General features: G+C 73.7%; 9 protein-coding genes. 2 read left to right on the top strand and 7 right to left on the bottom strand.

The annotated features are described in order from the left end of the window. Positions 1-229 precede the first annotated feature (229 nt). The 3 genes from I003_RS0110835 to nsdA all read right to left on the bottom strand — a co-directional run bounded on the left by I003_RS0110835 (position 230) and on the right by nsdA (position 3,669). The gene (locus I003_RS0110835; protein WP_027771544.1) at positions 230-568 is read right to left on the bottom strand and encodes a P-II family nitrogen regulator; all 339 of its coding nucleotides are present in this window, start codon (positions 566-568) and stop codon (positions 230-232) included. Further along, complete coding sequence (locus tag I003_RS0110840; RefSeq protein ID WP_027771545.1) at positions 565-1,893, bottom strand: ammonium transporter; 1,329 nt, start codon at positions 1,891-1,893, stop codon at positions 565-567. Before I003_RS0110840 ends, I003_RS0110835 begins: the two co-directional genes overlap by 4 nt. Positions 1,894-2,151: 258 nt before the next feature. Next, positions 2,152-3,669, bottom strand: a complete 1,518-nt coding sequence (gene nsdA, locus I003_RS0110845) for a transcriptional repressor NsdA (RefSeq protein WP_078563910.1) — start codon at positions 3,667-3,669, stop codon at positions 2,152-2,154. A gap of 402 nt (positions 3,670-4,071) precedes the next feature. Between nsdA and I003_RS0110850 the strand changes: the two genes are divergently transcribed. Beyond that, positions 4,072-4,761: a bifunctional DNA primase/polymerase gene (locus I003_RS0110850; RefSeq protein WP_027771547.1), complete on the top strand. Its 690-nt coding sequence runs from the start codon at positions 4,072-4,074 to the stop codon at positions 4,759-4,761. 156 nt (positions 4,762-4,917) lie between these two features. On the opposite strand, the gene ftsY is transcribed toward I003_RS0110850, so the two are convergent. From ftsY to I003_RS0110870, 4 genes are all read right to left on the bottom strand, one after another. Next, positions 4,918-6,132, bottom strand: a complete 1,215-nt coding sequence (gene ftsY / locus I003_RS0110855) for a signal recognition particle-docking protein FtsY (RefSeq protein WP_027771548.1) — start codon at positions 6,130-6,132, stop codon at positions 4,918-4,920. 83 nt (positions 6,133-6,215) lie between these two features. Then, positions 6,216-9,788: a chromosome segregation protein SMC gene (gene smc / locus I003_RS0110860; RefSeq protein ID WP_027771549.1), complete on the bottom strand. Its 3,573-nt coding sequence runs from the start codon at positions 9,786-9,788 to the stop codon at positions 6,216-6,218. A 244-nt stretch (positions 9,789-10,032) separates the two neighbouring features. Then, positions 10,033-10,233 (bottom strand): hypothetical protein, encoded by a 201-nt coding sequence (locus I003_RS0110865; protein ID WP_018839639.1) that lies wholly within the window; start codon positions 10,231-10,233, stop codon positions 10,033-10,035. Between the two features lie 288 nt (positions 10,234-10,521). Further along, positions 10,522-10,803 carry an acylphosphatase gene (locus I003_RS0110870; RefSeq protein ID WP_027771550.1) on the bottom strand — a complete coding sequence of 94 codons (282 nt, stop codon included), beginning with the start codon at positions 10,801-10,803 and terminating at the stop codon, positions 10,522-10,524. 143 nt (positions 10,804-10,946) lie between these two features. Here I003_RS0110870 and I003_RS0110875 point away from each other — a divergent pair, with 143 nt between their 5' ends. Beyond that, positions 10,947-12,032: a CAP domain-containing protein gene (locus tag I003_RS0110875; RefSeq protein ID WP_027771551.1), complete on the top strand. Its 1,086-nt coding sequence runs from the start codon at positions 10,947-10,949 to the stop codon at positions 12,030-12,032. The last annotated feature ends 387 nt before the right edge of the window (positions 12,033-12,419 follow it).

A 12,419-nucleotide genomic window follows, 5' to 3' on the forward strand; every position in this document is an offset into this window, starting at 1 on the left:
GCCCGGCGGCATCCACCGCGGCCCGGCCCGCGGCGGGGCCTCCCGGATCCGCCCCCCGTGAAGGGCTCCGGGTATCCGTCGGGGTGCCTCTCTCCTCCTGCGCCCCGCCCGTGTGTCCACCCGGCTGCTGTCCGGTCTCCGTCACCCGCGTACTCCCGCCAGTTGGTCCGCCCGCGGCCGGCCCGCCTCCTTGCGGGCCGGCCGCGGGCGCCGGTCGCCGACCGCCCGGTCAGAGCGCGTCGGGGCCGCGCTCGCCCGTGCGGACCCGTACCGCCGTGTCCACCGGTACGCTCCACACCTTGCCGTCGCCGATCTTGCCCGTCCGCGCCGCCTTGACCACGACCTCCACCAACTGCTCGGCGTCGTCGTCCTCCACCAGCACCTCGATACGCACCTTCGGCACGAGGTCCACGGTGTACTCCGCGCCGCGGTACACCTCGGTGTGGCCGCGCTGCCTGCCGTAGCCGCTGGCCTCCGTGACCGTCAGCCCCTGCACGCCGAAGGCCTGCAGGGCCTCCTTCACCTCGTCCAGCCGGTGCGGCTTGATCACTGCCGTGATGAGCTTCACGCGTCCACCTTCTTGTCCGCGGCCGCTGCCGCCGTCGCCCTGTCCGTGCCCGGCGCCTGACCGCCCACCGGCGCCGGGGCCGCGGGCACGGCCGCCGAGCCCACGCCGCTGTAGTCGTACGCGCTCTCCGCGTGCTGCGAGCGGTCCACGCCGGCGAGTTCCTCGTCCTCTCCGACCCGGAAGCCCATCAGCCGGTCGATGGCCTTGGCAAGCAGCCACGTGACCACGAACGTGTACACGAGCACCACGCCCGCGCCCGCCGCCTGCCGGCCGAGCTGCTCCAGCCCGCCGCCGTAGAACAGGCCGATGTCGTCGATGGCGAAGAACCCGATCGCGAGCGTGCCGATGATCCCGCCGACCAGGTGGACGCCGACGACGTCGAGCGAGTCGTCGTAGCCCAGCTTGAACTTCAGGCCCACGGCCCAGGCGCAGACGACCCCGGCGATGATCCCCACCGCAAGCGCGCCGACGGCGTTGACGGACGCGCCGGACGGGGTGATCGCCACCAGTCCGGCGATGGCGCCGGACGCGGCGCCGAGCATCGTCACGGAGCCGTGCCGCACCTTCTCGTAGATCAGCCAGCCGACGACGGCGGCGCCGGTGGCGACCTGGGTGTTGAGGAGCATCGTGGCGGCGACGCCGTCGGCGGCCAGCTCGGAGCCGGCGTTGAAGCCGAACCAGCCGAACCACAGCAGCGCGGCGCCCAGCAGCACGAAGGGCAGGTTGTGCGGGCGCATCGGGTCCTTCTTGAAGCCGATGCGCTTGCCCACGACGAGCACGGCGGCCAGTGCCGCGACACCGGCGTTGATGTGCACGGCGGTGCCGCCCGCGAAGTCGATGGCCTTGATGTCACCGTTGAGGCCGATGAAGCCGTCCGGGCCCCAGACCCAGTGCGCGACGGGGAAGTAGACGATCGTGACCCACAGGGCGATGAACAGCGCCCAGGCGGCGAACTTCACCCGGTCCGCGAGGGCGCCGCTGATGAGGGCGGGGGTGATGACCGCGAACATGAGCTGGAAGGCGGCGAACGCCAGCACCGGGATGCCCTCGTCGCCGCCCGTGAGCGTCTCGGGGGTGATCCCGGCCATCCCGACGTGGTCGAGGTCGCCGAGGACGCCTCCCCCGATGTCGTCGCCGAAGGTGAGGCTGTAGCCGTAGAGCACCCACAGAATGCTGACGATCCCCAGCGAGATGAAGCTCATCATCAGCATGTTCAGGGTGCTTTTGACCCGCACCATGCCCCCGTAGAAGAAGGCAAGACCGGGCGTCATCAACATGACCAGCGCCGCGCTGATCAGTACAAATGCGGTATCGGCGCCATTCAACGTCGCGTCTCCTCCTCGTGCGGCCCGTGCGGGATGAAGTGGAGTGGGCCGGAATGCGCACGAGGCTGGCGCAGCGGGGTTTCCGCCACGACCCCCCGGTGTTTCGGACGCGTGACGAAGGCCACGGAGGTGTTACGGGGCGGTGAACTTCCCGCGCGCGCGGGCGGGCGCGATTACTCTCGGCCGCACCATCGGGATGGCCCGTCCGGGGGGCGGGCCAGGGTGGCCGGGCGCCGGGGAGGCCGCCGCGGGCTGACGTCAGCCGGCGGCTTCCGCGGTCTCGGGCAGCTCACGGGCGAGCCGGTCGGCCAGGTCGGTGACCTCACCCACGGCGCCGAACCTGCGCACGGCGGTGTCGACCGTCTTCCGCAGCCGGGTGTTGACCCGCTCGGAGCGCACGGTGCGGGCCACGGTCAGCGCCTCGCCGGCGCACAGCGCGCACTGCTCGGGCTGCTCCTCCAGCAGGTGGACGGTGGCCAGGCCGACGAGGTTCAGCGCGTACGAGCGGCGGCGCTCGGTGTCGGAGGCGAACAGCTCGACGGCGCGCGCCATCACCGGGCGGGCGAGGGCGGCGTAGCTGGGGCTGCGGCCCGCGACGTAGGCGAGGTCCCGGTACGAGTGGGCGTTCTCGCTGTTCAGTTCGGCCTCGGAAAAGAACCGGATCCAGTCGGGCTCGGGGCTGCCGGGGTCGATCTCGGCGAAGCAGTCCTCGGCCATGCGTACGGCCCGGTGGCAGCGGTCGGGGCGGCCCAGGTTGGCGTACGCGCGTGCCTCCATCGCATACAGCATCGACTGGGTACGGGCCGTGGCGCTGTCGCGGCTGCCGTACTGCGCGAGGTGGATCAGCTCCAGGGCGTCGTCGGCGCGGCCGAGGTGGATCATCTGGCGGGCCATGCTGGACAGGACGTACGCGCCCAGGGGGCGGTCACCGGCCTCCTTGGCGGCGTGCAGGGCGAGGACGAAGTACTTCTGGGCGGTGGGCTGGAAACCCACGTCGTAGCTCATCCAGCCGCTGAGCTGGGAGAGTTCCGCGGTGATGCGGAACAGCCGCTCGACCACCGCCGGCGGATGCGGCTCCTGCAGCAGATCGGTGATCTCGTGCAACTGCCCGACGACGGCCTTGCGGCGCAGCCCGCCGCCGCACTGGGCGTCCCACTGGCGGAACTTGGCGGTGGTGGTCTCCAGCAGCTCCAGCTCCGGGCCGGAGAGGGCGAAGGACGGGGCGCGGCCGGACGCGGCGGGCGCGGCGGCGGGGACGGCGCCCGCCGGGCCGCCGGGCGCGGGGGCGTGCGCCAGCCAGCGCTGCATGGGCTCGACGAGGACGGGGCCCGCGGCGACGTTCAGCGAGGTGCCCAGGAAGCCGCGGCGGGCGAGCATGAGGTCGCTGCGGGAGAACTCGCCGATGTGCTCGACGGTGGCGGCGGCGGTCCACGGCAGGTCGATACCGGAGGCGGCGGGGCGGGGACGGGCGGCGTGCAGCCCGAGCTGGTCGGTGCCGACGACGCAGCCGAAGCGCTCGGAGAACAGGTCGGAGAGGATCCGCGGGATCGGCTCGCGCGGCTGCTCGCCGTCGAGCCAGCGGCGGACGCGGGAGGTGTCGGTGCTGATGTGGTGCGCGCCGACCTGGCGCGCCCGGCGGTTGACCTGCCTGGCCAGCTCGCCCTTGGACCAGCCGCTGCGCAGGAACCAGGAGGTCAGCTCCTCGTTGGGGCCCTTGCCCGCGCCGGTGGCACCGGTCCGGCTGCCGCCCGTGCCGTCCAACTCCCACGCCCCCATCCCGCCTCGGCCGTCGTGGTGCCCCGGATTATCCCCGGAACCGAAGCCCCCGAAGCCCGGTGGGAATTCATGCCGTTGGCATATCCACATGTCGCATGCCGCCGCCGCTGGCACTCAAAGTAATCCTACGATCACCGTTATGCGAGCGCGAGCCCGGAAACGCCACCATTCGCCACCCCTACGAGTGAACACCGCGCGGGAGACACGCGGTTGACTTGACGAGGGATGACACCACCGCACGGGGCGGGTGACACCCGTACAGGGCGCGCGCCGCGGGCCACGCTACCCCCTGGCGCGTCATCACACCCCGGATACACCTCCCGGCAACATAGTGTTACCAGCAAACTGCTGTGAGTGAGGCAGCGGAGTAACCAACCGCACCGGCGAGCAGTTGGAGGGGGCATGGGTTTCACGATCGGCGGCATCCGCGGCCGACGCGACATCGGATCCGTCCGCCGCGCCCGTGCGTCCGCCGGACACGCGGTGACGGCGGTGGCCGAGTACACCGGGCTGTGGGGCTGGGACGTGCTGCCCGGCGCGCCCCTCGTCCGCCGGCCCGGCGGCGGGCGCGTTTGTTCCTGCGCGCGGGGCGCGGCCTGCCCCGCCCCCGGTGAGCACCCGCTGCCGGACACGCCCCCCGTCCCCGCGGGCACCCCGCTGGACATGGTGACGGACGCCTGGGCCGGTACGCCGGGCGCCGGCGTGCTGCTGCCGGCGGGCCGGTCGTTCGACGCCCTGGAGGTCAGCGCCGTCGCCGGGCGGCGTGCGCTGCCCCGGCTGGAACGGCTGGGGCTGCCGCTCGGCCCCGTCTGCGTCGCCCCGGACGGCCGGGCGCACTTCTTCGTCGCCCCCGGCGCCGCCGCCGAGCTGCCCCGGCTGCTGTACCGCATGGGCTGGGACGGCGCCCGGCTCGACCTGCGCTGCCTCGGCCGGGGCGACCACCTGCTCGCCCCGCCCTGCGATCTCCGCGGTCTCGGCCCGGTCCGCTGGCTGCGCCCGCCGACGCTGGACACGGCGGGCGGCCCGCCGCCGGCCCGGCTGCTGCTGGGCACCCTGGCGTACGCGCAGAGCGCCTGGCTGCGCTCCGGCTGACGCCGGGCCCGCGTACGCGCAGCCGCGGGGGCGCCGTGCGCCCCGGCCGCCGCCCACCCGAGCCGGCCCTTGATCGCCCGGGGCCGGCACGGCGATCGGCCGGGACCACCCGGGCCCGCCGGGATCGTCAGGCCGGGACCGTCCCGGCCGCCCGGCTCAGTCGCCGATCAGCGCCTCCACGAACGCCTCGGGCTCGAACGGCGCCAGGTCGTCCGCGCCCTCGCCCAGGCCCACGAGCTTGACCGGCACGCCCAGCTCCCGCTGCACGGCGATCACGATGCCGCCCTTGGCCGTGCCGTCCAGCTTCGTCAGCACCAGCCCGGTGATGTCCACGACCTCCGCGAAGACCCGTGCCTGCACCAGCCCGTTCTGGCCGGTCGTGGCGTCCAGCACCAGGAGCACCTCGCCGACCGGCCCGTGCTTCTCCACCACCCGCTTGACCTTGCCCAGCTCGTCCATGAGCCCGGTCTTGGTGTGCAGCCGCCCGGCGGTGTCGATGAGCGCGACGTCCGCACCCTCGTCGATGGCCTCCTTCACCGCGTCGTACGCGACGGACGCCGGGTCTCCGCCCTCCGGCCCGCGCACGGTACGGGCGCCGACCCGTTCGCCCCACGTCTGCAACTGGTCCGCGGCGGCGGCCCGGAAGGTGTCGGCCGCGCCCAGCACCACGGACCTGCCGTCGGCGACCAGTACCCGGGCGAGCTTGCCGGTGGTCGTGGTCTTGCCGGTGCCGTTCACGCCGACGACCAGCACGACGCCCGGCACCTCCCCGCCCGCGGGGCCGACGGACTCGGCGGTGTGCAGCGTCCGGTCGGCCTCCGTGCCGACGAGCGCGAGCAGCTCCTCGCGCAGCAGCGCGCGCAGCTCCTCGGGCGTGCGCGTACCGAGGACCCTGACGCGCTCACGCAGCCGCTCCACCAGCTCCTGCGTCGGCTGCACGCCGACGTCGGCGGTCAGCAGCGTGTCCTCGATCTCCTCCCAGGTGTCCTCGTCGAGGTGTTCACGGGAGAGGAGGCCGAGCAGCCCCTTGCCGAGGGAGTTCTGCGAGCGGGCCAGCCGGGCGCGCAGCCGTACGAGCCGGCCCGCCGACGGCTCGGGTACCTCCAGCTCCGGCAGGGCGGGCGCCGGCGGCTCGGCGACGACGGTGCCCGCCGCGGACTCGCCGGGCAGGCCCACCTCCTCGATGGTCCTGCGCTGCTCGTCGCCGGGCTCCTCCGCCTCCTCGCCGACCTGCGGCTCGGCGGGGGCACGGGTGCCGGGCGACGGCGGCGGAGGTGGTACCTGCTTGCGGCGGCGGGAGCCGACGACCAGGCCACCCGCGGCGAGCAGTGCGACGACGGCGATGGCGATGACGATGAGGATGATGTCCATAACGCCCCCCAGTATCGCCCGCCCGCGACGTGTTCGCGGCACCCCGCCCGCATCCGCCCCGCGGAGCGGCGGGGCAGGGCGCTTCAGCTCAGCCGCTGGCTGATCACCTTGGAGACGCCGTCGCCCTGCATCGAGACGCCGTAGAGGACGTCGGCGACCTCCATCGTGCGCTTCTGGTGCGTGATCACGATGAGCTGCGAGGTGCGCTGCAGCTCCTGCATCAGCCGCACCAGGCGCTGCAGGTTGGTGTCGTCGAGCGCGGCTTCGACCTCGTCCATCACGTAGAACGGGCTCGGCCGGGCCATGAAGATCGCCACCAGCATCGCCACCGCCGTCAGCGACCGCTCACCGCCCGACAGCAGCGAGAGCCGTTTGACCTTCTTGCCCGGCGGACGCGCCTCCACCTCCACGCCGGTGTTCAGCATGTCGTCCGGGTCGGTGAGGATCAGCCGGCCCTCGCCGCCGGGGAAGAGCCGGGAGAAGACGCCCTCGAACTCGCGGGCGGTGTCGTGGAAGGCGTCGGTGAAGACCTGCTCGACGCGCTCGTCGACCTCTTTGACCACCTGCAGCAGGTCGGCGCGGGTGCGCTTGAGGTCGTCGAGCTGCTCGGTGAGGAACTTGTGCCGCTCCTCCAGCGCCGCGAACTCCTCCAGTGCCAGCGGGTTGACCTTGCCGAGCTTGGTGTACGCCCGCTCCGCGGCCTTCAGCCGCTTCTCCTGCTCGGCGCGCACGTACGGCCGCGGCCGGTTGCGCGGGTGCCCGGGGTCCTCGGGCAGCTCCTCGCCCTCCGCCGGCAGCGACGGCGGCACGAGCTGGTCGGGACCGTACTCCGCCACCAGGTCGGCCGGCTCGACGCCCAGCTCCTCCAGCGCCCGGCCCTCCAGTTGCTCGATGCGCAACCGCTTCTCGGCGCCGAGCACCTCGCCGCGGTGTACGGAGTCCGTCAGCTTGTCCAGCTCGTCGGCCAGCTCGCGGGAGAGCCGGCGCTGCCGGCCCAGCTCCTGCTCGCGCTCGGCACGGGCCCGCTCGGCGGCGGCGCGCTCCTCCTCGGCACGGGCGAGGGAGACCTCGACGTGCGCAAGGAGCTGCCGGGCGCCGGCGGCGACCGCCGTGGCCACGGCGGCTTCGTGCCGCATCCGGGCGCGGCGGCGCTCGGCACGGGTGCGTGCCTCGCGCTCGGCGCGGGCGGCGCGGTCGAGCCCGTCGGCACGGCCCGCGAGGCCCTTGACGCGCTCCTCGTGGGTGCGGACCTGGAGCCTGGCCTCCATCTCGGTCTGCCGGGCATTGGCGCCGTCGGCGGCGAGCCGGTCCCGTACGGACGTATCGGAGCCGTCGTCGCCGTCCTCCGCGGCGCCCGCCTCCTCCTCGGCGGTCTCCAGTTGCGCCGCCAGCTCCGCCGCCTCCGCGGCGGCCCGGGCGAGGGCCTCTTCCGCGCGGGCCGCCGCGGCGGCACTGCGCTCGGCCTCCCCGGCGGCGGCGCGGGCCTGCCCGGCGAGACGGCCCAGCTCACCGGCGACGCGGGACCTCTCCCGGTCCGCGGCGCTGCGCCGGCCGCCCAGCTCCTCAACGAGCGCGGCGCACTCGGCGCGGCGGGCGACGGCCGCCTCCTGGCGCATGGCCAGGCGCGTGCAGCGGGCGTCCAGCTCGGTCAGCTCCGCCGCCGCCTCGTCGACGGACGCCTGCACCTCCAGCAGGCTGGGGGCGCCGGCGGAGCCGCCGTGCGCGAAGTGGCCGCCGAAGACGTCGCCCTCCGCGGTGACGGCGGTCAGCCCCGGCCTGGCGGAGACCAGGTCCTCGGCGTCCTCCAGCGTGGCGACATACACCGTACGGGCCAGTAGCCGGCGCACGGCGGGCAGCAGTTGGTCGGGGCCGGCGACCAGGGCGGCCAGGTGGCGGGCACCGGGCGGGAGGTCGCCGTCGGGCAGCGGCTCGTACGGGGCGTCGCCGAGGAGGAGCGCGGCGCGGCCCGCGTCGTGCTTGCGCAGCAGCCGCAGCGCGTCGGCGGCGGCGGCGGGGCCGGAGACGGCCAGGGCATCGGCGGCGGCGCCGAGCGCGGCGGCGACGGGGACCTCGTACCCGGGCGCGACGGTGAGCAGTTCGGCGGCCGGGCCGAGCACGCCGGTCAGCTTGTCGCGGGCCTGGAGCAGAGTGCCGGTGCCGTCCTTGCGGCGCAGGCCCAGGGCGAGCGCGTCGCGGCGGGCGGTGGTGGCGGCGCGGGCCCGTTCGGCCTCGGCGGCTTCGTCGCGGGCGGCGGTCAGCTCGGCCTCGGCGGCCCCGAGGGCGTTCTTCGCCACCTCCTGCTCGGCGGCCAGCTCACCGTCGTCCCCCGCCAGCCCGTCGACCTCGGCCTTCAGCGTCTCGTACGCCTCCTGCGCCCGGGCGGCGCGCTCCTCGGCCTCGTCGCGCGCCGCGGCGAGCCGGTCGATCTCGGCCTGCGCCGAGGCGGCCCGGCCGCGGGCGGCGGTGACCTTGCCGCTGAGCCGGGCGAGCCGCTCGCGGCGGTCGGCGACGGCGCGGGCGGCGTCCTTCAGCCGCCGCTCCTCGGCGGCGAGTTCGCGCTCCAGTTCGGCACGGTGGGCGACGGTGTCCTCCAGCGCCCGCTCCGCGGCCTCCAGGGCGGCTTCGAGCTCGGCCTCCTGCTCGCGGATGCGCTGCGCCTCGCGCTCCAGGTCCTCCGGGTCACGCCCGCGCCGCTCCTCCTCGGGCGCGGCGGTGGCGTGCTTGGCGCGGGCGTCGGCGAGGCTGACGGTGCCGCGGACCCGCTCGGCGAGCTGGCCGAGTTCATGCCAGGCGGCCTGCGCCTCCGTGAGACGCGGAGTGAGGGCGCGTACCTGCTCCTCCAGGGCCGACTCACGGCCGCGGGCGGCGGCCAGCTCGGCCTCGGCGGCTTCCTTGCGTTCCTTCAGCGCCGCCTCGTCGGCGATCTCGGCGGAGAGCGCCGCGCGCAGGGTGACCAGGTCGTCGGCGAGCAGCCGCAGCCGGGCGTCACGCAGGTCGGCCTGGATGACGGCGGCCCGGCGGGCGACGGCGGCCTGCCTGCCCAGGGGCTTGAGCTGGCGCCGCAGCTCGTCGCTGAGGTCCTGGACGCGGGCGAGGTTGGCCTGCATCGCGTCCAGCTTGCGCAGCGCCTTCTCCTTGCGCTTGCGGTGCTTGAGGACGCCCGCGGCCTCCTCGATGAAGGCGCGCCGGCCGGAGGGGTCGGCGTGCAGCACGGAGTCGAGCTGCCCCTGGCCGACGATCACGTGCATCTCGCGGCCGATGCCGGAGTCGGAGAGCAGTTCCTGGATGTCCAGGAGGCGGCAGGTGTCGCCGTTGAGCTGGTACTCGCTGCCACCGCTGCGGAACATCGTCCGGGTGATGGTCACCTCGGAGTAGTCGATGGGCAGCGCGCCGTCGGAGTTGTCGATCGTCAGCGAGACCTCGGCGCGGCCGAGGGGCGGCCGGCCCGTGGTCCCGGCGAAGATGACGTCCTCCATCTTGCCGCCCCTGAGGGACTTCGCCCCCTGCTCCCCCATCACCCAGGACAGCGCGTCCACCACGTTGGATTTCCCCGAGCCGTTCGGGCCGACGACACAGGTGATGCCGGGCCCGAAGCGGAGGGTGGTGGCGGAGGCGAACGACTTGAACCCCCGGAGCGTGAGGCCCTTCAAGTGCACTGGCGAGCTCTCCTCCGGCGACGAATCATGTGCCCGAGACTCTATCGCGCAAGCCGGTTTCACTGGGTAACCGCCGGGGCACATCAATTACGGAGCATCACCCCCCGGGGCGCGGGCTCCGGGACGGGTTCCCTGCCGGGGATCCGTAAGAGCAGTGGAGAAACGACGAAGGGACGCGGTTAAGCGTCCCTTGACAGTTATCGCAAGCGGTTGAGGTGCAGACCTGACGGGCCTCGCATGATTGTCAGGTAAGCGCAGGCTCCGCCTGGGATACGTCGAGCAGTGACTCGCTGTTGTGAGCAGCGGCGGCGGCGAGCATGTCGTTCTCGGCCTGGACGCGGACGAGCTCCGACTCCAGGTCCTGGACACGCTGCTGCAGCCGTCGCATCTCGGCGAGGAGTCGCGGGTCAGTGCCGCCGACGTAACCGAGAAGCGCCTTTGCCATGATTGAAGGTCCTCCACACTGAGTGACCGACCGAGCGGTGTGGGTCGTGAGGGATTCGCACCCGCGTGTCTGCCCATGGCACATACAGCTAGGGTGCGCGGGGCTTCAAGCGTCTCACCAAATAGTTTGACGGTCAACACGATCACACCCCGTATCGGGCGCGGCCCGTGCAATTGCAGGCCTGCGGGGGGTGGCGGGACCCGTCTGGTGTGAGAGCTTCGCACGCCCGGAAGCCGTTGGCAACCCGCTGGTCATCCCTGTCGGACCAGCCCTTATGGCGGAGCGTGCTCAACGGATGGCAAATGAGTGATATCCGCCGCGCGGCTCGTCCCAGATCTCCGTCACACCGGTGACACGCCCCGGCGTGTCGGAGGAGTGCAGCCACTCCAGCAACTCCTGACACCGCGCTCGCGGACCCTCGGCGACGACCTGGACCCGGCCGTCCGCGAGATTGGCCGCGAAGCCGCTGAGTCCGCCGATCTCCAGCGCCCGCGCGCGGGTGTACCACCGGAACCCGACCCCCTGCACCACACCGCGCACCCATGCCGTCATGCGGACGTCTGTACTCATGGACGCACGCTATCCGGACGATCGGGCCGGGGGCACGTGCGGCCCGGGGGCCATGGCGTACAGTCTGCCGACAGCAATATCACTCGTGTGTACGAGTGGCGTGTGTGCAGTAGTTGTTGTCGTCGGACGTGAGGGGTCGCCGGATGGGCCGCCACAGACGCTCGGAGCCGCAACCCCCGACAGCCCGCCACCGGGAGACGCCGGGCGCGCACGGCTCGTGGGACCAGTCCGGCTCATGGGACCGGCCCGGCTCGTGGGACCTGCCCGGCTCGTGGGACCAGTACGACTCGTACGACCGGTACGACTCGCACGGCGGGCGTGAGGCGCACGGCGGGCATGAGGCGTACGGCGGGCATGAGGCGTACGGCGCGGGCCGGTCGCGGGGGCTCCACCGCAAGCAGAGCCCGGTCAGGGCCGGGATGCTCGGTACGTCGGCGGCGCTGGCCGTCGGCGCGGTGGCGATGGCCTCCGGGGTCCTCGGCAGCGGATTCGACCTCGACCGCGGCACCGGCGGCCCCGCCGGCCACGTGGAGGCGGGCGATCCGCCGTCACCGAGCACGCAGGGCGCCTCGGAGCTGCCGACGCTGGAGTCGTCGCCGTCCGCGAGCGGCGGCTCGGACTCGCCGGAGAGCCGCACCCCGGAGGCGAAGAAGGCCGGCGGGAAGGACGGCGGGGAGTCGAAGAGCGCGTCCCCCTCGACGTCGGCGCCCGAACGCGACAAGGCGGAGTCCGCGGAGCCGTCGTCCGAGTCCGCGAGCCCGTCCCGTACGGCGTCGAAGTCGCCGTCCCCGACGAAGTCGGAGACCTCCGAGCCGACCCGCTCCGCGAAGCCGACCGCCACCGCCGACGCGGCCACCGCCGCGGAGGCGGAGGTGCTGCGACTGGTCAACCAGGAACGCGCACAGGCGGGCTGCCGCCCGCTGACGAACGACCCGGAGCTGGCGAAGCTCGCCGGCGACTACAGCCAGGACATGGCCGAGCGCGGCTTCTTCGACCACACCGACCCCGACGGCAACGACCCGTGGGAGCGCGCGCAGGAGTACGGCATAGCGGACCTCGGCGGGGAGAACATAGCCCGCGGCCAGGCCAACGCACAGTCGGTGATGGACGCCTGGATGAACAGCGAGGGCCACCGCGCGAACATCCTGAACTGCGACTTCCGCACCCTGGGCGTCGGCGCGCACTTCGCCGACGGCGGCCCCTGGTGGACGCAGAACTTCGGCTTCTGAGAAACCAGCAGGTCAGAGAGGTCGGGGGTTGACGGGGCCGTCTTCCGGCCGTCAGCCACCGAGGCGGACGCGAGGGGCCCCGAGGGGCCGGTGGCCAAACCCACTGCACCATCCGACGCCGGGAGAGGGCTGGCCGGGTGGCTGACGCCGGGGGTCGGGGGCGGGCCCGGTGCCGGAATGGGGCCGGTGCCGGGTGTGCCGGCACGGCAGAGTCGCGATACCGGGGCGGGCCGGTACCGGGGGCGGGTTCGATTCCAGGGTGGTGCCGATACTGGGGTGGGGTTTGCGTCGGTGTTCGCCCAGATCCCCACGTCCCCTCACACCCGCCCAAGGGTATACGCCCGCTCTGACAGTGAACCCGGGCCGACGGCCCCGGCGACTGGACCG

Source organism: Streptomyces sp. CNQ329 (genome assembly GCF_000482585.1).

What these genes read in the sequence shown, in the direction of transcription:
- I003_RS0110875 (WP_027771551.1), top strand. Translation starts at nt 10,947, where the DNA reads ATGGGCCGCCACAGACGCTCGGAGCCGCAACCCCCGACAGCCCGCCAC.
- ftsY (WP_027771548.1), bottom strand. Translation starts at nt 6,132, where the DNA reads ATGGACATCATCCTCATCGTCATCGCCATCGCCGTCGTCGCACTGCTC.
- nsdA (WP_078563910.1), bottom strand. Translation starts at nt 3,669, where the DNA reads ATGGGGGCGTGGGAGTTGGACGGCACGGGCGGCAGCCGGACCGGTGCC.
- I003_RS0110865 (WP_018839639.1), bottom strand. Translation starts at nt 10,233, where the DNA reads ATGGCAAAGGCGCTTCTCGGTTACGTCGGCGGCACTGACCCGCGACTC.
- I003_RS0110850 (WP_027771547.1), top strand. Translation starts at nt 4,072, where the DNA reads ATGGGTTTCACGATCGGCGGCATCCGCGGCCGACGCGACATCGGATCC.
- I003_RS0110870 (WP_027771550.1), bottom strand. Translation starts at nt 10,803, where the DNA reads ATGAGTACAGACGTCCGCATGACGGCATGGGTGCGCGGTGTGGTGCAG.